The following is a 26,289-nucleotide window of genomic DNA, read 5'->3' as shown; positions in this document are numbered from 1 at the left end:
AAGCGCATGAACCTGACGCTGGAATCCCTGCAGATCCTCGACATGATCGACCGCAAAGGCAGTTTTGCCGCCGCCGCGGTGACGCTCGACCGCGTGCCGTCGGCGCTCACCTACAGCGTGCGCAAACTGGAAGACGATCTGGATGTGCTGCTGTTCGACCGCCGCGGCCACCGCGCCAAGCTGACGCCGGCCGGGCGCGAATTGCTGACCGAAGGCCGCCACCTGCTGGCCGCTGCCGACGATCTCGAACAACGCGTCAAACGCACCGCCACCGGCCGCGAGACCGAATTGCGCATTGTCCTCAACAGCATCATCCCGTTCGCCAACATGCTGCCGCTGATCGCGGCGTTCGACCGTGAAGCCGGTGGCACGCGCCTGCGCTTCACGCCCGGGGTGTTGTCCGGCACCTGGGATGACATGCTGGCCGGACGCGCCGACCTGGTCATCGGAGCGACGCTGGACGGCCCCGAAATCGTGCGCACCAGCGGCCGCTTCCAGACCCGCCAGCTGGGCACGATCGAATGGATATTTGCAGTGGCGCCGGACCATCCGCTGGCCGCCGCGCCGGAACCGCTGTCGCCGGAGTTGGTGCGCCGGCATCGTGCCGTCGCGGTCGGTGACAGCAGCCGCAGCCATCCCGGCCTGACCATGGGGTTGCTGGCAGGCCAGGAAACACTGACCGTGCCGACGGTTTCGGCCAAACTGCAGGCACAGCTGGCCGGACTTGGTTGCGGCCATCTGCCGCGCTACTGGGCCGCGCCTTACCTGGCCAGCGGTGCGCTGATCGAAAAACAAACCCAGATGAGCAAACCGCACGAAAATTTCCTGATCGCCTGGCCCAAGGCGGAGCAGGGAAAGTCGCTCAAGTGGTTCTTGCAGCACCTGTCGCAACCTGAAGTCCAGCGTACGCTGCTGAGCGGCGCTCTCCATCATGAATAATATCGAACACTACGTCGGCCGCTTCGCCCCCTCCCCTTCCGGCCCTTTGCATGCCGGCTCGCTGGCCGCCGCCATAGCCAGCTACCTTGATGCGCGGGTGCACGGCGGACGCTGGCTGCTGCGCATCGAAGACATCGACGAGACGCGCACCGTGGACGGCGCGGCGCGCGAGATTGAAACGGCACTGCATACGCTGGGCATGCGCTGGGACGGTCCGGTGCTGGTGCAAAGCGAGCGCAAGCAACGCTACCTCGACGCCTGCGCGCGTCTTGCCGACCACGTCTACCCCTGCGGCTGCACGCGCAAGGAAATCGCCGATTCCAGCCTTGGCACCGGGGCCGACGGCGCCGCCATTTATCCCGGCACTTGCCGCCACGGACTGGGACCAGGCAAGCAGGCCCGCACGCTGCGTTTGCGCGTGCCTGATGCCGGTGAGGACGGTGAACAGATCAGCTTCCCGGATCGCTGGCTGGGCCGGCAGAGCCAGCACCTGGCGACGGAAGCAGGAGATTTTGTATTGAAACGCGCCGATGGTTTCTGGGCGTATCAATTGGCGGTGGTGGTGGATGATGCAGAACAGGGCGTCACGCACATCGTGCGCGGCGCTGACTTGCTTGGTTCAACCGCACGCCAGATTTACTTGCAGCGCCTGCTGGGTTATCCGACGCCGACCTATTTGCACGCGCCGCTGGTGCTGCACGACGATGGCGAGAAACTGTCGAAGCAGAATGGTGCGCAGGCATTGGATCTTGCGCGTCCACTGGAAGAGTTGCAACGGGCCGCGACGTTTCTGGGTCTGGACATGACAACGGCGACCGAAGTCGCCGCTTTCTGGGAGCAGGCGCTGCCGGCTTGGCAGCGTCGCCTCGCTGATATGAAGTTCTGATCAGCGCTTGGGCATGCCGCCCAACAATGCTGCCACCTTGTGTTTCGATGGCTTGCTGGTCGACTTGGTTGCGCCTGCCGCGCTGACGGAAGCGTCAACCGGCGCCGGTGCAGCAGTCGGTTCATACGGCTTCAGGAACCATGGATCGACCTTTTCGCGACGCGCACCGCCACCGCCGCTGCGGCCGTAGGATTGCGTATCACGGCGCACGCTGGAACGCTCACCATCGCGTTCGGCGCTGCTACTGGTGCTAGTGCTGGAGCTACCAGGAGCTGCACTGCTGCTGCGCTCACCGCGATCGCCACGTTCGGTACGCTCGCCGCGGCCGCTGCGCTCTGGGCGCTCACCACGCTCACCACCGCGATCGCTACGTTCACTGCGCTGACGCGGCACGAAGCCCGTCAGTTCGGAACGCACGAACTTGATCTTGATCAGCTTTTCAATGTCGACCAGCAGGCGCTCATCCTTGTCCGAGAACAAGGAGATTGCATCGCCCGATGCGCCCGCACGGCCGGTGCGGCCGATGCGGTGGACGTAGTCTTCGGCGTTGTACGGCAGGTCGATGTTGATCACGCACGGCAGGTCGGTGATGTCGAGACCGCGCGCGGCGACATCCGTCGCCACCAGCACTTCAACCTGGCCTTGCTTGAAGGCTTCCAGCGCAGCCATGCGCTCGCCCTGGGTTTTGTCGCCATGGATCGCGGAGGCCTTGACGCCCTCGTTCTCAAGCTGGCGGGCCAGCTTGGAAGCGCCGATCTTGGTGTTCGAAAACACGATCACCTGCTTGAGCTGGCGCTCGCGGATGATGTGCGCAACGGCGTCGCCCTTGGCGTCTTCGTTGACTTTGTAAATGATCTGCGTCACGCGCTCGGCGGTGGCATTGCTGCGCGCCACTTCGATGGTGACCGGATTGTTCAGGAAGCTGGCCGCCAACTTCTTGATTTCCGGCGAGAAGGTCGCCGAGAACATCAGGTTCTGGCGTTGCTTCGGCAGCAGGTTGATGATGCGTTGCAGGTCCGGCAGGAAACCCATGTCGAGCATGCGGTCAGCTTCGTCCATGACCAGGATCTGCGTTTGCGACAGGTTCACGGTCTTTTGCTGGACGTGGTCGAGCAGACGGCCCGGCGTGGCGATGACGATTTCGACGCCGGCGCGCAGGGTCGCAGTTTGCGGTGTCATGTCGACGCCGCCGAAGACCACGGTGGAGCGCAGCGGCGTGAAACGGGAATAGGCCTTGACGTTGTCGGCAACCTGGTCGGCCAGCTCGCGGGTCGGCGTCAGGATCAGCGCGCGCACCGGGTGGCGCGCCGGCGACATGCTGGCGCTGGCGTGCGCCAGCAGCAACTGGATGATCGGCAATGAGAAGCCGGCGGTCTTGCCGGTGCCGGTCTGCGCGGCGCCCATGACGTCGCGGCCCTGCAACACGATCGGAATCGCCTGCTCCTGGATCGGCGTCGGATGGACATAACCCTGCGCTGTGAGCGCCTTCAGGATGTCGGGGGAGAGGCCAAAGTCCTCAAAGCGGACGGCAGGCGTTTCTGGTGTTGCGATTTCGGGCAATTGCTCAGGCATGTTTGGAGAGTGTCCTCAGGCGAACCCTGCGTGAATCAATGCAATGCGAGACAATAATCTGCACAGCGGATTGCGGCGGATATATTCGCGAAGAGGCTCTGTAGCTTTCAGTAAAAACGGATGTTTGACATATCGCACGACGCCGCTCATGCAAGATCACGCAGGAAGGACAGGAGGCTCGCGTCAAGAAATTGCCGGCAGGAAATCGCCCGGCAAACCGCTATTATACGCCGCCCGGCAATTTGGCTTCATGACAGTTTCGTGTCGCTTTGTATCGCCGATATCAAAACGACAATATGGAACCGGCGCGGCTGTAGCAAACCAGACCGCGCCCATAGGAGAAAATCAGGCGATCGTGATGTTCAGGTCGACCAGGCCGTCGACGTGCCCGTGCAACTTGTCACCCTTGACCACGGCGCCGACGCCTTCCGGCGTACCGGTATAGATCAGGTCGCCGGGGAACAGTTCAACCAGTCCCGACAGGTAGGAAATGGTCTCGGCCACGTTCCAGATCAGGTCGGACAGGTCACCCTGCTGACGCACTTCGCCGTTGACCTTGAGCCAGATCGCGCCCTGATCGGGATGGCCGATCTTTGATACCGGCAGCAGCGGCGCGCACGGCGCCGAATGGTCGAAGCCCTTGCCCATGTCCCACGGGCGCGCCAGTTTCTTGGCTTCGCCCTGCAAGTCGCGGCGCGTCATGTCGAGTCCGACGGCGTAGCCGAACACCAGATCCAGCGCCTGGTCAGCCGGCACGTCGCGACCGCCCTTGCCGAGCGCCACGACCAGTTCGATCTCGTGCTGGTAGTCGTTGGTCTTGCTTGGATACGGAACGGCGCTGTCGGTCGGCACGATGGTGTCGGTCGGCTTCATGAAGAAGAACGGCGGCTCGCGGTTAGGATCGTGACCCATTTCACGCGCGTGCGCAGCGTAATTGCGGCCGACGCAGTAAATGCGGCGCACCGGGAAAGGATCGCCGCCGACGACAGGCACGGTGGTGACGGCGGGAACAGGAATGGCGTAAGACATGCTGGAGCTCCGTAAGTATTCTGATTTCTGATGAAACAGGGGATGCAGGGGCGCCGTAGAGGCTCTGGGAGTGTAAAAGAAAACGCCCGCCCGTGCAGGCGACCTGTGGCAAATTCCGACATGACGGAGGCTTTTTTGTGTAGCATCGTCAGACTTGACGCCTCGTTTGACGGCTTGCCACGCGAACCAGCAACCACACTCAGTAACCGACCTCATCTATGCGCCCCAACCAAAATCCCGCCGCCGCCGCAGTCCAGATCCAGCAAGCAGTCGCACTCCACCAGAGCGGCGAGCTCGACAAGGCCGAAGCCCTGTATACCAAGGTGCTCTCCACGTTCCCCCGGCATTTCCAGGCCCTGTACCTGCTCGGCATGCTGGAGCTGCATCGCAAGAACCACAAGGAAGCGCTGGACCTGATCGACGCCGCACTGAAGATCAATCCGACCCATATCGACGCCCTGTTCGACCGCGCCACCATTCTCGAAGACACGGAACGCTACACCGAAGCGCTGCGCGGCTATGACCTGGTGCTGGCGTTGAAATCCGACTTCACCGAAGCGCTGTACCGGCGCGGCAACGTGCTGCGCGCCATGAAGCGCCACATGGAAGCGCTGGATTGCTACAAACGCGTGCTGGCCGTCAAACCCGATCACGCACAGGCTTGGCTCAAGCAGGGCAATTCGCTCAACGACCTGGGCCGCCTGCGCGAAGCGCTGACCTGCTACGAAAAAGCGGTCGAAGCGGCCCCCGAATATCCGGAAGCGCTGTTCAACCTGGCCAACACGCTCAAGGAATTCGACCGTCTCGACGAAGCCATGGCGACTTACGACAAGGTGCTGAAGATCGAACCGGACTTCGCCGAAGCGATCGCCAACCGCGCCTTCCTGCTGGTCGGGCAGAACCGGCTGGAAGAAGCGCTGGCCGCTTACGACCACGCGTTGCGCTTGCTGCCCGACTCTGCCGAGGCACTGTACAACCGCGCCGTGACGCTGGAAGAACTGCAACGTTACGACGAAGCCATCGCCGCCTACGCCAAGATTCCGCAGAACGATCCGAGCTTCCAGTCGGCGCGCTGGAACGCCGCCTTGGCCAATCTGAAAATGGGCAATCTGGAAGCCGGCTGGCGCCAGTACGAGCAACGCTGGCAAACCGAACAGATGCGCAAGACCCAGCGCTATTTCAATCAGCCGCTGTGGCTGGGCCAGGAATCCCTGGCGGGCAAAACCATTCTGCTGCATTCCGAGCAGGGTTTCGGCGACACGCTGCAATTTGCGCGTTACGTTCCGCTGCTGGCCGAACGCGGTGCACGCGTCATCCTGCAGGTGCAACCGGCGCTCAAGCCCCTGATGGCCAATATCAAAGGCGCCAGCGCCGTGCTGGCTACCGGCGAGCAGTTGCCGCCGTTCGACCTGCAGTGCCCGCTGATGAGCCTGCCGCTTGCTTGCCAAACGTTTTCCCTCAATGACATCCCTGCAGCAAATTACCTGCAACAAGATTCCGGAAAATCTGAAAGCTGGAAAGTACGTCTGGGCGAAAAACACAAGCCGCGTATCGGTATCGCCTGGTCCGGCAGCAATCCGCGCGTCAACAGCCCGGCCACCAAGCGACTCGATGCCGCACGTTCGATCCCATTCAGCGCACTGTCGCCGCTGCTGCAAAACGACCAGGTTGAGTTCTTTGCCATCCAACCGCAAAACAGCGCCACTTCTCCGTTGGGCGGCATTTCCTCGCTAAGCCTCAACCTCAGCCTCGGCGGACAATCATCGGGTCTCAACCTCGGGGGGCAATCCTCCGGTCTCAACATCGGTGGCCAGCGCCTTGTCGACCACACACGCGACCTTCGCGATTTCTCGGATACTGCGGCGCTGATCGAGAACCTGGATCTGGTGATTTCGGTCGATACTGCCGTCGCGCATCTGGCAGGCTCGCTGGGCAAGCCGGTGTGGCTGCTCAACCGCTACAACCCCGACTGGCGCTGGCTGCTGGAACGCAACGACTCGCCGTGGTATCCGGGCATGCAGATTTTCCGCCAGAGCAAGGCCGGCGACTGGAATGGCGTCATCGCCGAAGTGCAACAGCAACTTCAACAGGCACTACGGTAAATCCCATCCCTCTGCAGTGACAAAAAAATGCCCGGCCATTGTGTGCCGGGCATTTTTCATTCTGCATTCACGGCTCCTCCGGGATTCACTGTCCGTCTGCCGCATCACTGTCAGAGCGCTGTCAGAAGCCTGTGCAAATATCCCTCAAGGGTTCTGGCCCCGTCCGACAACAAACTCCCGCGTCTCCACATGATGAAAACAATCAACTACCTGAGCATCGTCCTCGTGCTCGCAGAGCTTTCGGGGTGTGCAACCTACACCGAACCCGCCAAGGATGAACCACAGGCGACGTTGCACATCATCACCCACCTGCCTCGTGGTGTAACAGCTTCGTGGATGTCTTACGACGATGCGCAGTGCGAGAGCCAGGCCACGATGCTGGGTGCATTCAGCGCCTTGTACGATGGTGAGAAGAAGATCCAGCTTCGCGCAAACGAAACGCGTTATCTGCGTGTCAATGCGACCAGCCACCTGGCTGGCGATGGCAGCGTGTGCACGGCCAAGGGCATGGGACCAAACTGCCACGACAATCTGACCTGTACGGTGCAGTTCGAAATTACGCCGGTTGCAGGGAAGATTTACCGCACGGAACTGCTGGGAACCGGTAAAGAGTGCGCGATCAAGATAGCCGATGAAAGAACCGGCCACCCCGACCCCAGCTTCAAGCAGATTCCTACCCAGAAAAGCTGCATGCCGCGCAATTCAGTCCCTCGTTAAATCGGATTCAGCCGGACGCTCCGGCTCCGGTTCCTGCATCACTCATCCGCCGAAGCGGTTTTCCGGCAGACCTCGCACACCGTCCAGCCTCACCGCGAACAAGCCGCCGGCGGCCGGCTCACGCGCCCGTGCTGCATCATCCATACCTTCATGCGCAGTCGTCACGAACAGCGTGTCGAGATTCGTGCCGCCGAATGCAGGGCAGCTCGGCTGCGACACCGGCACCGCGACGATGCGATCAACCAGGCCATCCGGCGCATAGCGCACCACGCGCGCACCACCCCATTGCGCGTTCCACAGGTAACCCTGGCTGTCGATGGCGGAACCGTCGGGACTGCCCTTCTCTCCAGCGAGATCGACGAATACGTTTTGCGCACCGATTGCGCCGCTGACCGGATCGTAATCGCAGGACATGATCTTGCCCTGCATGGTGTCGCAAAAATACATGCGCGTGCCATCCGGGCTGAAACAGATGCTGTTGGAAATCGCCACGCCCGGCAACGGCAAACGCTCCAGGCTGAGATCGGCGTTGAGTCGGTAGAAGCTGCCGATCGGTGCGCGTCCCTTGTCTTCATTGAGCGTGCCGAATACGAAACGTCCTTGCCGATCGCAACGACCGTCATTCAGGCGCGTGGTCGGCAAATCTTCTTCCACCGTCCGGATCGTCGTGATCTCGCCGCTATCCAGATTGAAGAACGCCAGCCGCGAGGCCAGACCGATCAGAAGCCGGTTGGCTTGTGCGGTCAGCGCGAACACCGACAGACGTTCCGGCATGGGCCAGCTGCGTGTTGTTCCATTTGCAGGATGATGGTTCCACAAGGCGGCGCCCTGGATGTCGGTCCAGAATATCGATTGCGTCCTGTCGCACCAGATCGCGCATTCGCCGAGTTCATGTTTGCCGTCAACGATCAGGCTTGCTTGCATGGGATGTCTGCTCCGTGAGGGGAAATCCTGCTGCCGATTTCCTAGTGATGAAGAATGATGAAGGAAGAATTCGAAACTTTAAACGAAAAGAGGCAAGCCGTGGCTTGCCTCCTTCCGCTGCTGCGTTTTTACTGCGCTCTGCCGCTCGTTACGATCGGATCCTCATACGATCAGAACGAGTGGGCAATGCCGACGTAGCCGCCAGTTTGGCTTTGACCCGCCAATGGTGCACCGGCTTCGTCCGCTTCCAGCGAGAAGGTACCTGCGCCGCTGTTGCGAACCGTGCCTGCGCCGATGTACAGCAAAGTACGCTTGGACAGGTTGTAGTTCAGGCCGGCCATGTACAGGTTGGCAGAACCGCCGTTGTTGTTGGCGTTGACGTGAAAGACCGAACCGATCAGCGTCAAAGCTGGCGACAGCTGATAGTTGGCGCCGACCCAGTAATGATTGACCTTGTCCGTCGAGCCAGGTGCAACATCCGGCGCTTTCAGGTTTTCATAGCCCAGGTACAGCTTCAGCTTGTCGATGGTGTAAGTACCACCGAGGATCAGCTCCTTGGAGGAGTCATACACGTTGCCGGCAGTGGTGGTTCCGTCCTGGTTTGTCTTGATGCTGCCGTACTTGCCGTTGGCGTCGCGCACCAGATCATAGATCGCGCGCAGCTCCAGGCCTTCGTTCTGATAGACCAGCGAGACGCCGTCCTTGCGACCCTTGGTAGTGGAGCCGGCTTTCTCGCCCAGGCTGGTCTGGAAGGTAGCGTTGAAGCCACCCCAGGTCGGGGTCTGATATTCGATGATGTTGCTGGCGCCGCCCCAATTACGTCCATGCACCAGATTGGCGGTGCCGATCCATTGCTGACCGGTCGGATCGAGGAACCAGACGTCATTGTCGATGAACAGATTCTTGCCGACCTTGATCGAACCGGCGCTGCCGTTCAGGCCGACATACGAACGACGATTGAACAGTTCAGGACCGTTAGTGGCGCCTTTGGTGGCACCGAAGCCGGACTCCAGCAGGAAAAAGCTGTTCAGGCCGCCACCCAGATCTTCTTTGCCTTTGAAGCCGATCATGCTCGTGCCCCACTGGTTGCTGGCTGCACGCACCTGCGTGCCGGTGTTGCCGTTGGCTTGGTGCACATTGCTCTGCACGTCGATGCCGGCGACGACGCGTCCGTAGATGGTGACGCTGTCTTCCGCCTGTGCTGATGCCAGGCATGCGCCGAACAAAGAGGCCGTGCCCAAGGCCTTGAGAATGGTTTTGGTTGAGATGGACTGAGTCATCGTGAAGTCTCCGTAGATCTTTTGTAGTCAACAGGGTGGAGTCAATTGCTGCACCCTCACTTTTTTTGTATGAAACCCACATTGAATTGACGCGCAAAAATCCTCCTCGATACCGGTTTTCACAACCGTTCGATCAGCATTTCGTCAGCTTCATTTCAACGTGAAGTCCAGGACACGAAAGCGTCTGGACTGGGCTAGATACTAAGGATTAGTGACATATATTTCTAATGAATTATTTGCCTCAGCCGATACTTGATTTGATATCATCCTGAGATATAAAAAAGGTAGCGGAGACAAATGAAAAACAGCGACCCCAATTGGTTCCTGCGCGCGCGACTGAAGACCCGGCAACTGCTGTTGCTGATCGCTCTGGATGATGAACGAAACATCCACCGTGCCGCCAACGAACTCAACATGACGCAGCCTGCGGCATCCAAGCAATTGAAGGATCTCGAGGACATGCTCGGCGTAACCTTGTTCGATCGCCTGCCGCGCGGCATGCGACCGACGATCTACGGCGAAGCGATGATCCGCCATTCACGCATGGCGCTCACCAGCTTGTCGAAAGCACATGAAGACATCGTCGCGCTGAAGTCCGGTCTGTCCGGCCAGGTCGATGTCGGCGTGATCCTGTCGCCCGGCATGTCGCTGCTACCGGCAGCGATTGCGCACGTCAAGGAGCACTCGCCCATGCTGCGTATCGGCGTCGAAGTCGAGAGCAGCAACATCCTGCTGGCACGCCTGCTGCGCGGCGACCTGGACTTCCTGGTGGCGCGCATTCTCGATGAGGAAGTCAGCCACAACCTGCACTATGAAGAACTGTCCGACGAGCCGATCTGCGCCGTCGCCCGCGTCGGCCATCCGCTGCACGCGCACAAGAACCTCCAACTCAAGGACATCGTCGACGACCCGTGGATCATGGCGCCCAAAGGCAGCATCCTGCGCAGCCGCGTCGACCTGATGTTCCGCAAGAGCGGCCTGACGCCGCCGGCCAACGTGGTCGACACTACCGCGATCCTGACTATCACCAGCCTGCTGCAGCAGACCGATTTCCTGTACGCGATGCCGACCGAAGTCGCGCGCTATTATTCCCAGGCGCGCCTGATGGATCTGTTGCCGATAGAGCTGCCGTGCAAGATGGACGGCTTCGGCATCATCACCCGCCGCGAACATCTTCTGTCGCCAGGCGCGGTGATTTTGCAACAGGCGATCAGGGATGTGGCGAAAACGATTTACTAGTTTTTGGAATGTTCAGCCATAAAAAAAGCGAGACCTCAAGTCTCGCTTTTTTTATTTTCAGCTGCGCCCGCATAGATTGGTGAGAAAGTGCCGATAGCAAGGCGCGCCGACGCAGACAGTGCGTGAGCACGGCAAGACGGTGCAACGCCGCTAGCGGTGCTTTATCGCCAATCTATGCCCAGCCGGCGTCTACTATGAACTCTTGTGCAGTACACATGACGCTCTCATCCGACGCCAGGAACAACACCATCCGCGCCAGATGCCACGGCAGCAATTCACCTTGCAGGCATTGGTTGCGCTTGATGTCTTCCTTGCCCTTTTCGTCCAGCCACAATTCGATCTGGCGTTCCGTCATGACCCAGCCCGGCGTCACTGTATTGACGCGGATGTTGTGGGCGCCGAGATCGCGTGCCAGGCCGCGTGTCAGACCGAGCACCGACGACTTGGCCGTGGTGTAGACCGGAAAGCCGCCGCTCGATGTATGCCAGCTGATCGAGCTGAAGTTGATGATGGAACCGCCCTTCTTCTTGATCATGCCCGGCGCCACCGCCTGCACGGCGAAGAATGACGGACGCTGATTGATCGCGATGCGGTTGTCCCAATATTCCTGCGTCACATCTTCCAGCTTGTGGCGCTCGTCGTTGGCGGCGTTGTTGACCAGCACGTCGAAATCACCAAGCTGCGCAGCCAGTTCCTTGATGGTGTTTTGCAGCGAGGCGATGTCGCGCAGGTCGCAGTAACGGAACGATGGCGCGGTGAAACCGGCGTCGGCGATCTGCTTGCACAGCGCTTCGCTGGCGTCCTTGGCAATGTCGACGAACGCGACGATGGCGCCTTGTTCCGCCAGCGCGCTGACGATGGCCGCGCCGATGCCGGTGCCGCCGCCCGTGATGAAGACGCGCTTGCCCTTGAGGCTGGGGTAGCTCGCCAGTTGATATGGTGCAGACATGTGTTCTCCAGAAATTGAATGACGCCTTACAGCACCGTAACGTGCGGATGCGGCACGTCGTCCAGACTCAGGCGATTGCGCAATGCCGGTCCGAAGGCGGCGACGTCGATCTCGAACGTCTCGCCCGGCGCGACCGTGATGTTGTCCGAGCAGCTCAGCGTTGCCGTGCCGAAGAAGTGGATGTGCACGTCGCCGGGACGGCGGAACAGCGGATATTTGAAATGGTGGTATTCCAGATTCGACACCGTGTGCGACATGTTGTCCTCGCCGCTGACGAAAGGCTTCTCCCAGCGCACCTTGCCGTCTTGCCCGCGAATGCGCGACATGCCCTGCACGTGCGCCGGCAATTCACCCACCAGCAATGCCGGACCGACCGAGCAAACGCGCAACTTGGAATGCGCCAGGAACAGGTAGTTCTGGCGCTCGGTCACGTGGTCCGAAAACTCGTTGCCGATGGCGAAACCGAGGCGATACGGCTGGCCGTTGTCACCGATGATGTACAGGCCGGCTATCTCGGGCTCTTCACCGCCGTCGAGCGCGAAATGCGGCATCGCCAATGGTTCTTCCGCAGCGCGCACGATGGAGCCGTCGCCCTTGTAGAACCACTCCGGCTGCACGCCGATCTTGCCGGCCGCAGGCTTGCCGCCTTCCAGGCCCATGCGGAACATCTTCATGCTGTCGGTCAGGTTGTCGCCGGCGCCGTCGAGCTTCTTGTGCATGGCGTCGCGACCGTCGGCGCTGCCCAGGTGGGTCAGGCCGGTGCCGGTGACGTAGCAGTGCGCCGTGTCTTCATGATCCAGCGGGGCCAGCAAGCCGCCTCGCTCCGCAACCGATGCATAGTCGACCACGGTCGCGCCGAGCGCGGCGGTGGCGAATTCCTGCAAGGAAGCCTTCTTCGCGATGGCGGCGCGCGCCAAGGAATACGTACTGCGATAACCGTCGACGACACGGATCTTCTTGCCGTCATCTTCGAGGCTGCCGACCAGGCGCGAGCCGTCGGCTTGTTTGAATTGCACCAGCAACATGCTTGTCGCTCCTTATTTAGATTTTTAGAACGTTTTCACGATCTGTAGCGAGAGGCCGTCAGCCAGTGGCGGACGGAGCACAAGAACCGGAATGTACTTCAGTACATGAAGATTCTGAGCACCGCCCGACGCTGGATCACGGCCTCGCAGTAAGATCGTGGACACGTTATTAATGAGAATGCTTGGGGACGGCAGCGCCGCGGCAACCGACCAGGAAGTCGAAATCGCAGCCTTCGTCGGCCTGCAATACGCGGTCGATGTACAGCGACTGATAGCCGCCCTGCATCGCCGGCTTGACCTGCGCCAGCTTCTCGGCGCGCGCGGTCTGGCGTTGCGCCATTTCTTCGTCGCTGATGTCGAGATGCAAACGGCCTGCAGCGCAATCCATTTCGATCCAGTCGCCGTCCTGCACGATGCCCAACGGGCCGCCTGCAGCAGCTTCAGGCGCCACGTGAAGAACCACGGTGCCGTAGGCGGTGCCGCTCATGCGTGCATCGGAAATCCGCACCATGTCCTTGACGCCTTGTGCCAGCAGCTTGGGCGGCAAGCCCATGTTGCCGACTTCGGCCATGCCGGGATAGCCCTTGGGACCGCAGTTCTTCATCACCAGCACCGAGCTGGCGTCGACGTCCAGATCGGGGTCGTTGATGCGTTCCTTGTAGTGCGAAAAGTCTTCGAACACGACGGCCTTGCCGCGATGCTTCATCAGCTCGGGCGACGCCGCCGACGGTTTCAACACGGCGCCGCGCGGCGACAGGTTGCCGCGCAGGATGCAGATGCCGCCATCGTCGATCAATGGATTGTCCAGCTTGCGAATCACTTCGTCGTTGTACTGCGGCGCGTCCTGGTTGTTTTCCCACAGCGTCTTGCCATTGACTGTCATCGCATCTTTATGCGGAATCAGGTCGGCTTCGCCGAGGCGGCGCAGCACTGCCGGCAAGCCGCCGGCGTAGTAAAACTCTTCCATCAGGAAGCGGCCCGACGGCTGCAGGTCGACGATCGTCGGCGTACCGCGGCCGACGCGGGTCCAGTCTTCCAGTTCGAGGTCGACGCCCATGCGACCGGCGATCGCCTTCAGATGGATCACGGCGTTGGTGGAACCGCCGATGGCGGCATTGACGCGAATGGCGTTCTCGAACGCTTCGCGCGTGAGGATCTTGGACAAGGTCAGGCCTTCCCAGACCATGTCGACGATGCGCATGCCGGACATGTGGGCCAGCACATAGCGGCGCGCATCAACGGCAGGAATCGCAGCATTGTGCGGCAACGAAGTGCCCAGTGCTTCGGCCATGCAGGCCATCGTCGAGGCGGTGCCCATGGTGTTGCAGGTGCCGGCCGAACGCGACATCCCGGCTTCGGCCGCCATGAATTCGTGGATGGAAATCTTTCCCGCCTTGACCTGCTCGCTCAGTTGCCAGACCACCGTGCCGGAGCCGATGTCCTTGCCTTCGTGCTTGCCGTTCAACATCGGGCCGCCGGTGACGACGATGGCCGGCACGTCGCAGCTGGCCGCGCCCATCAGCAGCGCCGGCGTGGTCTTGTCGCAGCCGACCAGCAGCACCACCGCATCCAGCGGATTGCCGCGGATCGATTCTTCGACGTCCATGCTGGCCAGGTTGCGCGTCAGCATCGCGGTCGGACGCAAGTTGGACTCGCCGTTGGAGAACACCGGGAACTCAACCGGGAAACCGCCCGCTTCGATGATGCCGCGCTTGACGTGTTCCGCGATCTTGCGGAAATGCGCATTGCACGGCGTCAGTTCGGACCAGGTGTTGCAGATGCCGATGACCGGCTTGCCTTGGAATTCGTGATCGGGAATACCCTGGTTCTTCATCCAGCTGCGATACATGAAACCGTTCTTGTCGGCCGTACCGAACCAGGCTGCGGAACGCAGTGTGCGCTTCTTGTCGATAGTCATTTACTCATCCGTTTGGAATATGCGGTCGCCACCTCCCGGTGTGGCGATGCTGATAAAAACGGCTGCAAGAAAACCATCTCACAGCCACCCCTCTGGCAGAACTTTTATTTCTTGTTATTTATTTTTATTGTAGACATCAAAGAATACAGCGGCCAGCAACACCAGGCCCTTGATCACCTGCTGGTAATCGATGCCGATACCCATGATGGACATGCCGTTGTTCATCACGCCCATCACGAAGGCGCCGATGACCGCGCCCATGACCTTGCCGACGCCGCCCGAAGCCGATGCACCGCCGATGAAACAGGCCGCGATCACGTCCAGCTCGAAGCCGGTGCCGGCCTTCGGTGTCGCCGTGTTCAGGCGCGCCGCAAAGATCAGGCCGGCCAGCGCCGCCAGCATGCCCATGTTGACGAAGGTGTAGAAGCTCACGCGTTCGGTCTTGATGCCGGACAGCTTGGCGGCCTTTTCATTGCCGCCGACGGCGTAGACGCGACGACCGATGGTGGTGCGGTTGGTCACGAAGGTGTAGATCACCATCAGCGCAAACATGATGATCAGCACATTCGGCATGCCCTTGTAGGAAGCCATCAGGTAGCTGAACGCGATGATGGCGGCGGCAAACAAGACGTTCTTGAGCAGGAAGAACACGGCTGGTTCTTCTTCCATGCCGTGCTTGACCTGCTTGCGGCGGCCGTGGACTTTGACCGCCAGCAGGATGGCTGCGGCGGCGACGCCGACCAGCAACGACGTCAGGCGCACGCTGCCGGTGTCGGCAAAGAGTTCAGGGATGAAGCCCGAGCTCAGCAACTGGAAGCCACGCGGGAAAGGGCCGACCGACTGGCCTTCCAGCAGCGCCAGCGTCAGGCCCTTGAACACCAGCATGCCGGCCAGCGTGACGATGAAGGACGGGATGCGGAAGAACGCCACCCAGTAACCCTGCGCGGCGCCGATGGCGGCGCCGGCGATCAGGCAGATGATGGTGGTCAGGATGAAGTTGACTTCATAGTTGACCATCAGCACCGCCGCCAGCGCACCGATGAAACCGACCACCGAGCCTACCGACAAGTCGATGTGGCCGGCCACGATCACCATCAGCATGCCCAGCGCCATGATCACCACGTAGCTGTTTTGCAGCACCAGGTTGGTCAGATTGAGCGGCTGCATCAGCGTGCCGTCGGTCATGACCTGGAAGAAGGCCATGATCGCCACCAGCGACAGCAGCATGCCGTATTCGCGCATGTTGTTCTTGAGGAAACCGGCGTATTCCCGCTTGGCTTCAGGGACCGCGTCGAGCGTAGGTGTCTTGCTCATTTCATTGTTCTCCATTCTTCACATTCCTTACGATAGCGCGCATGATTTTCTCTTGCGATGCTTCTGCCGCGGCAAACTGGCCGACGAACTGCCCTTCGTTCATGACATAGATCCGGTCGCACATGCCCAGCAGTTCCGGCATTTCCGACGAGATCATGATGATGCACTTTCCTTCTGCGGCCAGCTGGTTGATCAGCGTGTAGATCTCGAACTTGGCGCCGACGTCGATGCCGCGCGTGGGCTCGTCGAGGATCAGCACTTCCGGATTCGAGAACAGCCATTTGCTGAGCACCACCTTCTGCTGGTTGCCGCCGGACAGGTTCACCACCTTTTGCAGCACGCTCGAACAGCGGATCCGCATCTTGCTGCGGAAATCGTCCGCCACCTTGAACTCGCGCGCCTCGTCGATCACCGACTTGTCGGAAATCGCATCCAGGTTGGCCAGCGAGATGTTCTTCTTGATGTCTTCGTCCAGCACCAGGCCGTCGCCCTTGCGGTCTTCGGTGACGTAGGCGATGCCGTGGTTGATGGCTTTCTGGATGGTGCCGACGTCGATCTTCTTGCCGTGCAGATGGACCTCGCCGCTGATCTTGGCACCATAGGCGCGGCCGAAGATGCTCTTGGCCAGCTCGGTGCGGCCGGCGCCCATCAGGCCGGCGATGCCGACGATCTCGCCCTTGCGTACGTTGAAATCAATGTCCTTGATCACCACGCGATCGGGATGAATCGGATGATGCACGCGCCATTGCTTGACTTCAAAAATGGTCTCGCCGATCTGCGGCTCGCGCTTCGGATAGCGGTCCGCCATTTCGCGGCCGACCATGTTCTGGATGATGCGGTCTTCGCTGATTTCTTCCTTGCGGCAGTCGAAGGTATCGACCGTGGCGCCATCGCGCAGCACGGTGATGGAATCGGCGACCTTGGAAATCTCGTTGAGCTTGTGCGAAATCAGGATCGACGAAATGCCCTGCGCCTTGAGCTCCAGCAGCAGTTCGAGCAAAGCGTCGCTGTCGCTTTCGTTGAGGCTGGCGGTGGGCTCGTCGAGGATCAGCAGCTTGACCTCTTTCGACAAGGCCTTGGCGATTTCGATCAGCTGTTGCTTGCCGACGCCGAGGTTGGTGATCAGCGTCGACGGCGGATCCTTGAGGCCGACCTTGGCCAGCAGTTCCTTGGCTTTGGCGTAGGACAGTTCCCAGTCGATCACGCCGCCGCTGGCCTGCTCGTTGCCGAGGAACAGATTCTCGGTAATCGACAGCAGCGGCACCAGTGCCAGCTCCTGATGGATGATGATGATGCCGACGCTTTCGCTGTCGACGATGTCCTTGAATTCGCGGGTCTGACCCTGATAGATGATGTCGCCGGAATAGCTTCCGTGCGGATAAACGCCGCTCAGGACTTTCATCAGGGTGGATTTGCCGGCGCCGTTCTCGCCGACCACGGCGTGGATCTCGCCGGTGCGCACTGCCAGGTTGACGTTGTTGAGCGCCTTGACACCTGGGAATGTCTTTTCAATTCCGCGCATTTCCAGAATTGTACTCATGTGTTCTGCCCTCTTCTTCTGCTCCGGCCTGCCATTGTGGTGGGATGCTGCGGGCCGCTATCCTGGCGTCCGGCCGGCGCCGCTGCAAGCTGCAACAACGTCGCCTCCGGAAACACCAACCCCGCGCGCGCGGCGCGGGGCTGCTTTTTTTCCGGCCGACACGCGCCGACCGGAGCATACACATTCAATGCAACAAGCGGAATTACTTCACTTGCGCTTCGGTGTAGTAGCCGCTGCCGACCAGCACTTCTTTCCAGTTGCTGGCGTCGACGCTGACCGGCTTCAACAGGTACGAAGGGATGACCTTCACGCCGTTGTTGTAGGTCTTGGTGTCGTTGATGGTCGGTGCTTTGCCCGACAACACGGCGTCCACCATGGAAACGGTGACCTTGGCCAGTTCACGTGTGTCCTTGAAGACGGTCGAACGCTGTTCGCCGCGGATGATGGACTTGACCGAAGGCACTTCCGCATCCTGGCCGGTCACGACCGGCATTGGCTGCTTCGGTGTACCGTAGCCGACACCCTTGAGCGAGGAAATGATGCCGATACTGATGCCGTCATATGGCGACAGCACTGCGTCGACGCGGGCATTGCCGTAGTAGGCGCTCAGCAGGTTGTCCATGCGGGCTTGCGCAGTCGCGCCGTCCCAACGCAGGGTGGCAACCTTGTCCATGCCCAGCTGTTTGCTGCGCACGACCAGCTTGCCCTTGTCGATGTACGGCTTCAGCACCGACATGGCGCCGTTGTAGAAGAAGAAGGCGTTGTTGTCGTCAGCCGAACCGCCGAACAGTTCGATGTTGAACGGGCCCTTGCCGCCCTTCAGGTCCAGCGCCTTTTCGATGTACGAAGCCTGCAGCACGCCGACCTGGTAGTTATCGAAAGTCGCGTAGTAGTCGACGTTCTTGGAGTTGCGGATCAAGCGGTCATACGCGATGACCTTGATGCCCTTGTCGGCGGCTTTTTGCAGCACGTCGGACAGGGTGGTGCCGTCGATCGCGGCGATGACCAGCACTTTAACGCCCTTGGTCACCATGTTTTCGATCTGCGCCAGCTGATTCGGGATGTCGTCTTCCGCGTATTGCAGGTCGGTCTGGTAACCCTTTTCCTTGAATACCTTGACCATGTTGTTGCCGTCAGCGATCCAGCGTGCCGACGACTTGGTCGGCATGGAGATCCCGATCAGGCCCTTGGTCTGGGCGCTCACTTGCGCGCTCACTGCCATCAGACCCATGCTCAGGCCAAGCGTCAGCCCGGCCAATACCGATTTGAGTTTCATACTTCTCGTCTCCTAAATGTTTGTTGTTTTACTGGCAATGCAAAACATGCCTACCTGCGCGGGGGAACGCGACATATTTTGCAAGGCCTCTACGATAACCATTAGAGCAATACATTTCTAATGATTTTTTTGCTAAAACCCATATTGTTTTCAACATCAGTTTTGCGCAAACGGCAGGACTCGCGTCTGCCGCCTTTTGCCCTTGCCAGACGCCTCAAGCCGCCTGTGCGGACGGTTTGACGGCGACGGCGGCGCCATTCGCATCTGCCGCCTTGGCCGCGCCCAGCGACATCAGCCGCTGCGCCAGGCAAAACACGAACAGCAGCACGCCGATCACGATCTTGGTCCACCAGGAGCTCAGCGTGCCGTCGAAAGCGATCAGGGTCTGGATCACGCCCAGGATCAGCACCCCGGTCAGGGTACCGGCCACATAACCGTAACCGCCCGTCAGCAAGGTGCCGCCGATGACCACCGCGGCGATGGCATCGAGCTCGGTGCCCTGCGCATGCAGGCCGTAACCGGACAGCATGTAGAACGAGAACAATACACCCGCCAGCGCCGCGCAGAAACCGCTGAATGCATAAATCGCCACCTTGGTGCGGCCCACCGGCAAACCCATCAGCAGCGCCGACTGCTCGTTGCCGCCAACGGCGTAGACCGCCCGGCCAAAGCGCGTGTAATGCGCCAGGTAGATCGCCAGCGCCAGCATCAGCACCGCAATCACTACGCTGGGCGAGATGAAGGCGTCACCCAATCCGAACTCCAGCCGCGTCTGCGACATCGCCACGAACAGCGGATCGTCGATGGTGATGGAATTGATGCTGATCAGATAACACAGCCCGCGCGCCAGGAACATCCCGGCCAAGGTGACAATGAACGGCTGCAGCTTGAAAAAGTGGATCAGCACGCCCATCGCCGCGCCGAACAGGCCGCCCAGCACCAGCACGCAGACGATCACCAGCACCGGATGCCAATGCCACGACTGCAGCAGGTAGGCCGAGATCATGGTGGTCAGCGCCAGCACCGAACCGACCGACAGATCGATGCCGCCGGACAGGATCACGAAGGTCATGCCGATGCCGATCACCAGCAGGAAGGCGTTGTCGATCAGCAGGTTCAACACCACCTGCACCGAAAAGAAGCCGTCGTAGGCGACCGAGCCCATCGCGAACAGAATCACCAGCAAGGCGACGGTGACCAGCGAGGTGAAATACGGCGTCGCCAGAAGGGAGCGAAAATTCTTCATGATTTTTCCTGAATGCTTAGGCTTGGTTGCCGGATTTGAACAAACGCAGACGACGGAACTCCGGCGACTGCGACAGGCAAACCAGGAACACCACCACCGACTTGACCACCATGTTGACTTCCGGCGGCACGCCCAATGAGTAGATCGTGTACGTCAGCGCCTGGATGATCAGCGCGCCGATCACGCTGCCGACCAGGCTGAACTTGCCGCCCGCCAGCGAGGTGCCGCCCAGCGTCACCGCCAGGATGGCGTCCAGCTCCAGCAGCAGGCCGGCATTGTTGGCGTCGGCGCTCTTGATGTTGGCGCTGATCATCAGCCCGGCCAGCCCGGCGCACAGGCTGCAGAAGATGTAGACGAAAAAGATCAGCGCGGCGGTACGGATGCCGGCCAGGCGCGACGCCACCGGATTGATGCCGACCGACTGGATGAACAGCCCCAGCGCCGTCTTGCGCATCAGCAGCGCCAGCACCACAAACATGCCGGCGACGATGAACAGCGAGAACGGCAAGCCCCACAGGTAGCCGCTGCCGAGATAGAAGAACGGCTTGTAATACACCGTGATGATCTGGCCGTCGGTCAGCAATTGCGCCAGCCCGCGTCCCGCCACCATCAGGATCAGCGTGGCGATGATCGGTTGCAGGCCCAGCGTCGCCACCAGCAGGCCGTTCCACGCGCCGCACAGCAGCGCCACGCCAAGCGCGGCGGCCAGCGCCCAACCCATCGGGATATTGCTGACATATTCCGGTACACCGTTGTTGACCACCATGGTGCCGCCGATCAGCATCGCCGCAATCGTGCCCGAAATCGCCACCACCGCGCCGACCGAAATGTCGATGCCGCGCGTGGCAATCACCAGCGTCATGCCCAGCGCCGCCAGCATCAGCGGCGCCGCACGGTTGACGATGTCGATCACGCTGCCGTACAGATGGCCGTCCTTCATTTCAATGCGGAAGAAACCCGGGATCATGAAGAAGTCGATCAGCAGCAGCACCGCCAGCGCGCCCAGCGGCCGGCTCAACGGATGAAACAAGACACGCCGCAGCCGGTTGGCGGCGGCGCCCGAAGAAGGATTGCGATTGGAGATCAGGTTGGAATTCATTGATGCGCTCATGTTGCTGTTCCTGCTGTCTGCCCTTCGGTCTCGCCCGCGATCACCTGCAGCACCGAGGCGTCGTCCAGTTCACCGCGCAGATATTCGCCGCAGCCGTGGCGATCGCGCAGCACCAGCATGCGGTCGCTGCAGCGCAGGACTTCGGGGATTTCGGAAGAGATGAAAAGAATCGACATACCCTTGCGGCACAAGGCCATGACGTAATCCATGATCTCCTGCTTGGCGCGCACGTCAATGCCGCGCGTCGGTTCGTCCAGGATCAGCATGTCGGGGTCGGTCGCCAGCCAGCGCGCCAGCAATGCCTTCTGCTGGTTGCCGCCGGATAGCAGGCCGATCGGGGTTTCGACGTCGGCGGTCTTGATGCCCAGCCACTTGACGTAATCGGCCGCGATCTGCTGCTGGCGCTTGCGCGGAATCACATGCAGCAAGCCGTTGCGGGCCTGCAGCGCGAGGATGATGTTTTCGCGCACCGACAGGTCGAGGATGGCGCCCTCCTTCTTGCGGTCTTCGGAACAGAAGCCGATGCCGGCGGCGATGGCGTCGCGCGGCGTCGAGAATTTCACCGGCTTGCCCTTGATGCTGATCTCGCCGCTGTCGGCCTTGTCGGCGCCGAACAGCAAGCGCGCGGTCTCGGTGCGGCCGGAGCCGAGCAAGCCGCACAGACCGAATACTTCACCGGCGCGCAGGTCGAAATCCTGCGGCGTCAACGCGCCCTTGCGGCCAAGTCCGCGCGCCTGCAAGAAGACTTCGCCGTCATTGGCGGCCGGTGTGATCTCGGCATTGTCGGCCAGCGCCTCGCCGGCGGCGGTGGCGTCAACCTGCACGCCCACCATCTTGTTGACCAGATCGAGGCGCGACAATTCGCTGGCGGCGTATTCGCCTTCGCGCACGCCGTTGCGCAGCACCGTGATGCGGTCGGAGATTTCGTAAGTCTGGTCGAGGAAATGCGTGACGAAGAGAATCGCCATGCCTTCGTCACGCAGGCTGCGCAAGACCTTGAACAGCAATTGCACTTCCGCCTCGTCGAGGCTGGAAGTCGGTTCGTCGAGGATCAGCACGCTGGCCGACACGCTCACGGCGCGCGAGATCGCCACCATCTGCTGGATCGCCAGCGGATACGCAGACAAGGGTTTTTGCACGTCGATATGCAGGTCCAGTTTGGCCAGCAACTTGGTCGCGCGGCGCTGCATGGTGGCCCAGTCGATCGGACCGACCCCGCCCCATTTGCGCGGATAGCGGCCGATGAAAATATTCTCGGCCACGGTCAGGTTCGGGCACAGGTTGACTTCCTGGTACACGGTGCTGATGCCGAGCTGCTGCGCTTCCAGCGTCGAGCCCGGACGGATGGCGCGGCCGCGCAGCAGGATGTGACCGTCGTCGGGCGTATAGACGCCGGTCAGCACCTTGATCAGCGTCGATTTGCCGGCGCCGTTCTGGCCCATGAGGGTATGCACTTCGCCCGGGAACAGGCGCAGGCCGACGTCGCTCAATGCCTTGACGCCGGTGAATGATTTATGGATGCCGGTGAGTTCCAACGCCGGTTCGGCGCCGCTGGCGGGAGTGTATTCTGAAGTTGCGTTCGACATGGCGTTACCGCAAGTGAAAAAACGGCGGGCCGAAGCCCGCCGCACAAAGCCTGTTGAGCAGATCCGCCACGACACAGAGGGGCATTGCGGCGCATCGTTCAAGGCCCAGGGGTTACTCCAGAGCAGAGGAGAAACAACACCGGAGAATTGCTTCCCCGGTCATACGATCGGAACCCGCATGCGCACATGGGTCACATGGCGCACATGCGGGCGGGAGACCGATCAATATCCGATATCAGGCATCAATATTTGCGGTTAGGGAATTCCTTGGCCGCGACTTCAGCCGGGAACACGCCTTCTTCCGTAGTGATGCGCTTCGGCACTTCCTTGCCGGCTTTGACGTCCTTGGCGATCGACATCAGCTGCGGTCCGAGTAGCGGGCTGCACTCGACGGTGACGTTGAGCTTGCCGGCCATCATGGCTTCGAACGCGCCCTTCACGCCGTCAATCGAAATCACGAGGATGTCCTTGCCCGGTTTCAGGCCGGCTTCTTCGATGGCCTGGATGGCGCCGATGGCCATGTCGTCGTTATGCGCGTAGAGCACGTTGATCTTCTTGCCGTCGGCCTTGAGGAAGGCTTCCATGACTTCCTTGCCCTTGGCGCGGGTGAAGTCGCCGGTTTGCGAGCGGATGATCTTCAGGTTCGGATTGGTCTTGATGGTTTCTTCGAAACCGGCCTTGCGGTCGATTGCCGGCGCCGAGCCGACGGTGCCTTGCAGTTCAACGATGTTGATGTCGCCGGCAGGCATGGTCTTTGCGCGGTCCAGCAACCAGCGTGCGGCGCGGCGGCCTTCTTCTACGAAATCGGAACCGATGAAGGTCACGTACAGCGACTTGTCGCTCACGTTGACGGCGCGGTCAGTCAGGATCACCGGGATCTTGGCGGCCTTGGCTTCGCGCAGGACGGTGTCCCAGCCCGATTCAACCACCGGCGAGAAGGCGATCACGTCGACCTTTTGTGCGATGAAGGAGCGGATGGCCTTGACCTGGTTCTCCTGCTTCTGCTGCGCATCGGCGAACTTCAGGTTGACGCCGGCCTTCTTGGCGGCGTCCTTGATCGAGGCGGTGTTGGCGGTGCGCCATTCGCTTTCGGCGCCGACTTGGGAGAAACCCATTGTCAGCGGTTTGTCGGCGGCCACAGCGCCGGACAGGACGCTCCAACCCAGGGTCATGCAAACGGCGGCGCCCAGCAGGGTTCTGCGAGTCATTTTCATTACTTGTCTCCAATTATGTTTATCAACACGAACTGTTTTTATTTGGTGTCCGGCGCTTTTCGTGGGGGAACGGTAGCGCCGTCATGTGCGCTTCGCTGTCACCTGGCGTGCAGCGAAATCTGCCGGTCAATAGTAGGAGACGGAGAAATATCTATCCAATGAATTTTTGGCGATATCCGATACCGAAACAGGCATGGCGCTTTAGTAAACTACATGAATCAAAAAACGCTGACAAAACACTGACGTGCCTCAGCCTGACAGATCATTTTTGATATCAATGTTTATAAATTTTTCATTATTCCGCATCGGTAGCCGATGTTAGGATCGGCGCTGTTTTTGCCTCATCCAGCGACACAGACAGCAGTACAGCAGGCCCAGGCGGAGCAGACCGCACAGCATCCGCCCTGATAATCGAGACAGCAACCGAGACGCCATGACCACATCCCCAGCAGCGCAGCGCAACAACGCGCCCGCCATTGAGACCGTGACCCTTCAGTCCGGACGTCAACGCCTGAGCGTGCTGCCCGGACTGGGCGCCAGCATCGCGGCCTGGGATCTGCAATGGCGCGACGCCTGGACGCCGCTGTTCCGTCCCTGGGCCGGCGTTGACGATCTGTACACGACCGCCTGCTTCCCGCTGGTGCCGTGGTCGAACCGCATCACCGAAGGCGGCTTCATGCACAAGGGTGCGCACTACCCGGTGCTGCAAAACCGCGCCGGCGAAAACTATCCCATCCACGGCGACGGCTGGCTGCAAGCCTGGCGCGTCGCCGGTCAAACCGACAACCGCATCGTGCTGGCGCTGGACTCAGCGCAATACGACGGCGATCCGTATACCTACAGCGCGACGCAGACGCTGACCCTGAACGACGACGGCCTGACCATCGATCTTCAAGTCACCAATCGCGGCGCTGAAGAACTTCCGTTCGGCCTCGGCCTGCATCCCTACTTCCCGCGCAACGCCGACACGCGCCTGCAATCGCGCGCCGACGGTGTATGGCTGTGCGGCACCGATCCGATTCCGACCGGGTATACGCGCGACTTCCCGGCCACCTTCGATTACAACCGGTTTGCGCCTGTGGAATTCCCTGTCGGCGGTCCGCTGATCGACAACTGCTTCACCGGCTGGGACGGCCTCTCGCACATCGACTATCCCGACCGCGGCCTGCGCCTGAGCATGCAAATGGAAAACTGCAAGGGCTACAGCCTGATGTATCGCCCACCCGGCCTCGACTATTTTTGCCTGGAGCCGATCACGCATCCGATCGACGCCTTCCACATGCCCGGCCGCGACGGCCTGGTCAACCTGGCGCCGGACGCGTCCATGCAATTGCTCACGCATTTCATCGTGAGCGAGCTTTGAATCTGCTTTGAATCCGCTTTGAACCTGCTTTGAATTTGTTTTAAAACCGAACACACAATGACGCAAGCCACTCCTTCCCCATCCTCCATCGGCCTGATCGCGCTCGACTGGGGCACCACCTCGCTGCGCGCCTACCGGTTCGACGCCGACGGCCGCGTGGCCGACAAGCGCGCGCTACCGTGGGGGATCATGAACCTGCCGCCGGCGGAAGACGGTGCGGGCACTTCTGCCGACGCCGGTTTCCGTCGCGCGTTGCAAGCCGCGTGCGGCGACTGGTTGCGCGACTTCCCGGCCACGCCGCTAATCGCCGCCGGCATGATCGGCAGCAAACAGGGCTGGCGTGAAGCGCCCTACCTCGACGTACCGCTGGCCGTCAGCGAAGTCGGCAACACCATGACCGTGGTCGACACCGGCTTCGGCGTGCCGCTGCACATCGTGCCGGGACTGCTGCAACGCTCGAAGCTGCCCAATGTGATGCGCGGCGAGGAAACCCAGGTCGCCGGCATCCTCGACCAGCTGCAAGTCGACGACATCCTGATCGGCCTGCCCGGCACGCACTCGAAATGGGTGCACGTGCGCGGCAAGCGCATCGAACATTTCGACACCTTCATGACCGGCGAGATGTACGCCGTACTGAGCAACCACTCCATTCTCGGCCGCACCATGCAGCGCGACGGCGCGACCGATGCCGACGACGACGCCGCCTTCGTGCGCGGCGCGCTGGTGGCGAAGTCGCCCGACGGCCGCGCCGGCATGCTGTCCAACATCTTCAGCAGCCGCACGCTGGGCCTGACCGGCGAACTGTCGCCGCGCGCCCAGGCGCATTACCTCTCCGGCCTGCTGATCGGCCACGAAATCGCCGCGCTGCTGGCGACCACCGACGGCATCCGGCAACAGCGCATCGCCCTCATCGGCGACGACGCGCTGTGCGAGCGTTACCGCAAGGCGCTGGCGCTGTACGACCTGACCCAGGTTGACATCGCCGCTGCCGCCACCGAACACGGCTTGTGGAAACTGGCGGTGCATGCCGGTCTGGTTTCCTCCTCACCCGAACACTGA

Annotated in this window: 21 protein-coding genes and 1 other RNA gene; 7 read left to right on the top strand and 15 right to left on the bottom strand. The window is 61.0% G+C overall.

Going from position 1 to position 26,289, the window contains the following annotated elements; genetic code table 11:
• Nucleotides 1–6 precede the first annotated feature (6 nt).
• Both E4P32_RS12655 and gluQRS read left to right on the top strand, forming a co-directional pair.
• A complete protein-coding gene (locus E4P32_RS12655; protein ID WP_116436791.1) occupies nucleotides 7–939 on the top strand; it encodes a LysR family transcriptional regulator in 933 nt (310 codons plus the stop codon).
• The gene (gene gluQRS, locus E4P32_RS12650) at nucleotides 932–1,825 is read left to right on the top strand and encodes a tRNA glutamyl-Q(34) synthetase GluQRS (protein WP_116436792.1); all 894 of its coding nucleotides are present in this window, start codon (nucleotides 932–934) and stop codon (nucleotides 1,823–1,825) included. Before E4P32_RS12655 ends, gluQRS begins: the two co-directional genes overlap by 8 nt.
• Here the strand turns inward: gluQRS and E4P32_RS12645 are convergent, their stop codons facing one another.
• Both E4P32_RS12645 and E4P32_RS12640 read right to left on the bottom strand, forming a co-directional pair.
• Entirely contained in the window at nucleotides 1,826–3,397 is a 1,572-nt protein-coding gene (locus tag E4P32_RS12645) for a DEAD/DEAH box helicase (protein ID WP_116436793.1), read from the bottom strand.
• Between the two features lie 345 nt (nucleotides 3,398–3,742).
• The gene (locus E4P32_RS12640) at nucleotides 3,743–4,426 is read right to left on the bottom strand and encodes a fumarylacetoacetate hydrolase family protein (protein ID WP_116436794.1); all 684 of its coding nucleotides are present in this window, start codon (nucleotides 4,424–4,426) and stop codon (nucleotides 3,743–3,745) included.
• Nucleotides 4,427–4,644: 218 nt separating this feature from the next.
• On the opposite strand from E4P32_RS12640, the gene E4P32_RS12635 reads away from it, so the two are divergent.
• Nucleotides 4,645–6,528: a tetratricopeptide repeat protein gene (locus E4P32_RS12635; RefSeq protein ID WP_116436795.1), complete on the top strand. Its 1,884-nt coding sequence runs from the start codon at nucleotides 4,645–4,647 to the stop codon at nucleotides 6,526–6,528.
• A gap of 189 nt (nucleotides 6,529–6,717) precedes the next feature.
• Nucleotides 6,718–7,245: a hypothetical protein gene (locus tag E4P32_RS12630; RefSeq protein ID WP_116436796.1), complete on the top strand. Its 528-nt coding sequence runs from the start codon at nucleotides 6,718–6,720 to the stop codon at nucleotides 7,243–7,245.
• A 42-nt stretch (nucleotides 7,246–7,287) separates the two neighbouring features.
• On the opposite strand, the gene E4P32_RS12625 is transcribed toward E4P32_RS12630, so the two are convergent.
• Together E4P32_RS12625 and E4P32_RS12620 are read right to left on the bottom strand one after the other, a co-directional pair.
• Nucleotides 7,288–8,169, bottom strand: a complete 882-nt coding sequence (locus tag E4P32_RS12625; RefSeq protein WP_116436797.1) for an SMP-30/gluconolactonase/LRE family protein — start codon at nucleotides 8,167–8,169, stop codon at nucleotides 7,288–7,290.
• Nucleotides 8,170–8,339: 170 nt separating this feature from the next.
• Nucleotides 8,340–9,449, bottom strand: coding sequence for a porin (locus E4P32_RS12620; protein ID WP_116436798.1), 1,110 nt, complete (start codon nucleotides 9,447–9,449; stop codon nucleotides 8,340–8,342).
• 297 nt (nucleotides 9,450–9,746) lie between these two features.
• On the opposite strand from E4P32_RS12620, the gene E4P32_RS12615 reads away from it, so the two are divergent.
• The gene (locus E4P32_RS12615; protein WP_116436799.1) at nucleotides 9,747–10,688 is read left to right on the top strand and encodes a LysR family transcriptional regulator; all 942 of its coding nucleotides are present in this window, start codon (nucleotides 9,747–9,749) and stop codon (nucleotides 10,686–10,688) included.
• 172 nt (nucleotides 10,689–10,860) lie between these two features.
• On the opposite strand, the gene E4P32_RS12610 is transcribed toward E4P32_RS12615, so the two are convergent.
• The 11 genes from E4P32_RS12610 to E4P32_RS12560 form a co-directional block, all read right to left on the bottom strand.
• Complete coding sequence (locus E4P32_RS12610) at nucleotides 10,861–11,637, bottom strand: SDR family oxidoreductase (RefSeq protein WP_116436800.1); 777 nt, start codon at nucleotides 11,635–11,637, stop codon at nucleotides 10,861–10,863.
• Between the two features lie 26 nt (nucleotides 11,638–11,663).
• Nucleotides 11,664–12,662 (bottom strand): AraD1 family protein, encoded by a 999-nt coding sequence (araD1, locus tag E4P32_RS12605; protein ID WP_116436801.1) that lies wholly within the window; start codon nucleotides 12,660–12,662, stop codon nucleotides 11,664–11,666.
• Between the two features lie 32 nt (nucleotides 12,663–12,694).
• Nucleotides 12,695–12,769, bottom strand: a non-coding RNA gene (locus E4P32_RS12600) — sX9 sRNA.
• Between the two features lie 62 nt (nucleotides 12,770–12,831).
• Nucleotides 12,832–14,580 (bottom strand): IlvD/Edd family dehydratase, encoded by a 1,749-nt coding sequence (locus E4P32_RS12595; RefSeq protein ID WP_116436802.1) that lies wholly within the window; start codon nucleotides 14,578–14,580, stop codon nucleotides 12,832–12,834.
• A 114-nt stretch (nucleotides 14,581–14,694) separates the two neighbouring features.
• Complete coding sequence (mmsB, locus tag E4P32_RS12590) at nucleotides 14,695–15,909, bottom strand: multiple monosaccharide ABC transporter permease (RefSeq protein WP_116436803.1); 1,215 nt, start codon at nucleotides 15,907–15,909, stop codon at nucleotides 14,695–14,697.
• Entirely contained in the window at nucleotides 15,896–17,434 is a 1,539-nt protein-coding gene (gene mmsA, locus E4P32_RS12585; RefSeq protein WP_116436804.1) for a multiple monosaccharide ABC transporter ATP-binding protein, read from the bottom strand. The genes mmsB and mmsA overlap by 14 nt, the downstream gene beginning before the upstream one ends.
• A 202-nt stretch (nucleotides 17,435–17,636) precedes the next feature.
• A complete protein-coding gene (gene chvE / locus E4P32_RS12580; protein WP_116436805.1) occupies nucleotides 17,637–18,710 on the bottom strand; it encodes a multiple monosaccharide ABC transporter substrate-binding protein in 1,074 nt (357 codons plus the stop codon).
• 214 nt (nucleotides 18,711–18,924) lie between these two features.
• The gene (gene yjfF / locus E4P32_RS12575) at nucleotides 18,925–19,956 is read right to left on the bottom strand and encodes a galactofuranose ABC transporter, permease protein YjfF (RefSeq protein ID WP_116436806.1); all 1,032 of its coding nucleotides are present in this window, start codon (nucleotides 19,954–19,956) and stop codon (nucleotides 18,925–18,927) included.
• 16 nt (nucleotides 19,957–19,972) lie between these two features.
• Entirely contained in the window at nucleotides 19,973–21,067 is a 1,095-nt protein-coding gene (locus E4P32_RS12570; protein WP_116436807.1) for an ABC transporter permease, read from the bottom strand.
• Nucleotides 21,064–22,653 (bottom strand): sugar ABC transporter ATP-binding protein, encoded by a 1,590-nt coding sequence (locus E4P32_RS12565; RefSeq protein WP_116436808.1) that lies wholly within the window; start codon nucleotides 22,651–22,653, stop codon nucleotides 21,064–21,066. The genes E4P32_RS12570 and E4P32_RS12565 overlap by 4 nt, the downstream gene beginning before the upstream one ends.
• Nucleotides 22,654–22,895: 242 nt before the next feature.
• Nucleotides 22,896–23,867, bottom strand: a complete 972-nt coding sequence (locus E4P32_RS12560) for an ABC transporter substrate-binding protein (protein ID WP_116436809.1) — start codon at nucleotides 23,865–23,867, stop codon at nucleotides 22,896–22,898.
• A gap of 433 nt (nucleotides 23,868–24,300) precedes the next feature.
• On the opposite strand from E4P32_RS12560, the gene E4P32_RS12555 reads away from it, so the two are divergent.
• Together E4P32_RS12555 and E4P32_RS12550 are read left to right on the top strand one after the other, a co-directional pair.
• On the top strand, nucleotides 24,301–25,230 hold the full coding sequence (locus E4P32_RS12555; protein WP_116436810.1) for an aldose 1-epimerase: 930 nt from the start codon (nucleotides 24,301–24,303) through the stop codon (nucleotides 25,228–25,230).
• 57 nt (nucleotides 25,231–25,287) lie between these two features.
• A complete protein-coding gene (locus tag E4P32_RS12550) occupies nucleotides 25,288–26,289 on the top strand; it encodes a 2-dehydro-3-deoxygalactonokinase (RefSeq protein WP_116436811.1) in 1,002 nt (333 codons plus the stop codon).

The sequence above is a fragment of the Herbaspirillum sp. 3R11 genome (genome assembly GCF_004563925.1).
Lineage (GTDB): Bacteria > Pseudomonadota > Gammaproteobacteria > Burkholderiales > Burkholderiaceae_D > Herbaspirillum.
This window is presented reverse-complemented; position numbering and strand designations above follow the sequence as displayed.

What these genes read in the sequence shown, in the direction of transcription:
- E4P32_RS12655 (WP_116436791.1), top strand. Translation starts at nt 7, where the DNA reads ATGAACCTGACGCTGGAATCCCTGCAGATCCTCGACATGATCGACCGC.
- gluQRS (WP_116436792.1), top strand. Translation starts at nt 932, where the DNA reads ATGAATAATATCGAACACTACGTCGGCCGCTTCGCCCCCTCCCCTTCC.
- E4P32_RS12645 (WP_116436793.1), bottom strand. Translation starts at nt 3,397, where the DNA reads ATGCCTGAGCAATTGCCCGAAATCGCAACACCAGAAACGCCTGCCGTC.
- E4P32_RS12640 (WP_116436794.1), bottom strand. Translation starts at nt 4,426, where the DNA reads ATGTCTTACGCCATTCCTGTTCCCGCCGTCACCACCGTGCCTGTCGTC.
- E4P32_RS12635 (WP_116436795.1), top strand. Translation starts at nt 4,645, where the DNA reads ATGCGCCCCAACCAAAATCCCGCCGCCGCCGCAGTCCAGATCCAGCAA.
- E4P32_RS12630 (WP_116436796.1), top strand. Translation starts at nt 6,718, where the DNA reads ATGATGAAAACAATCAACTACCTGAGCATCGTCCTCGTGCTCGCAGAG.
- E4P32_RS12625 (WP_116436797.1), bottom strand. Translation starts at nt 8,169, where the DNA reads ATGCAAGCAAGCCTGATCGTTGACGGCAAACATGAACTCGGCGAATGC.
- E4P32_RS12620 (WP_116436798.1), bottom strand. Translation starts at nt 9,449, where the DNA reads ATGACTCAGTCCATCTCAACCAAAACCATTCTCAAGGCCTTGGGCACG.
- E4P32_RS12615 (WP_116436799.1), top strand. Translation starts at nt 9,747, where the DNA reads ATGAAAAACAGCGACCCCAATTGGTTCCTGCGCGCGCGACTGAAGACC.
- E4P32_RS12610 (WP_116436800.1), bottom strand. Translation starts at nt 11,637, where the DNA reads ATGTCTGCACCATATCAACTGGCGAGCTACCCCAGCCTCAAGGGCAAG.
- araD1 (WP_116436801.1), bottom strand. Translation starts at nt 12,662, where the DNA reads ATGTTGCTGGTGCAATTCAAACAAGCCGACGGCTCGCGCCTGGTCGGC.
- E4P32_RS12595 (WP_116436802.1), bottom strand. Translation starts at nt 14,580, where the DNA reads ATGACTATCGACAAGAAGCGCACACTGCGTTCCGCAGCCTGGTTCGGT.
- mmsB (WP_116436803.1), bottom strand. Translation starts at nt 15,909, where the DNA reads ATGGAGAACAATGAAATGAGCAAGACACCTACGCTCGACGCGGTCCCT.
- mmsA (WP_116436804.1), bottom strand. Translation starts at nt 17,434, where the DNA reads ATGAGTACAATTCTGGAAATGCGCGGAATTGAAAAGACATTCCCAGGT.
- chvE (WP_116436805.1), bottom strand. Translation starts at nt 18,710, where the DNA reads ATGAAACTCAAATCGGTATTGGCCGGGCTGACGCTTGGCCTGAGCATG.
- yjfF (WP_116436806.1), bottom strand. Translation starts at nt 19,956, where the DNA reads ATGAAGAATTTTCGCTCCCTTCTGGCGACGCCGTATTTCACCTCGCTG.
- E4P32_RS12570 (WP_116436807.1), bottom strand. Translation starts at nt 21,067, where the DNA reads ATGAGCGCATCAATGAATTCCAACCTGATCTCCAATCGCAATCCTTCT.
- E4P32_RS12565 (WP_116436808.1), bottom strand. Translation starts at nt 22,653, where the DNA reads ATGTCGAACGCAACTTCAGAATACACTCCCGCCAGCGGCGCCGAACCG.
- E4P32_RS12560 (WP_116436809.1), bottom strand. Translation starts at nt 23,867, where the DNA reads ATGAAAATGACTCGCAGAACCCTGCTGGGCGCCGCCGTTTGCATGACC.
- E4P32_RS12555 (WP_116436810.1), top strand. Translation starts at nt 24,301, where the DNA reads ATGACCACATCCCCAGCAGCGCAGCGCAACAACGCGCCCGCCATTGAG.
- E4P32_RS12550 (WP_116436811.1), top strand. Translation starts at nt 25,288, where the DNA reads ATGACGCAAGCCACTCCTTCCCCATCCTCCATCGGCCTGATCGCGCTC.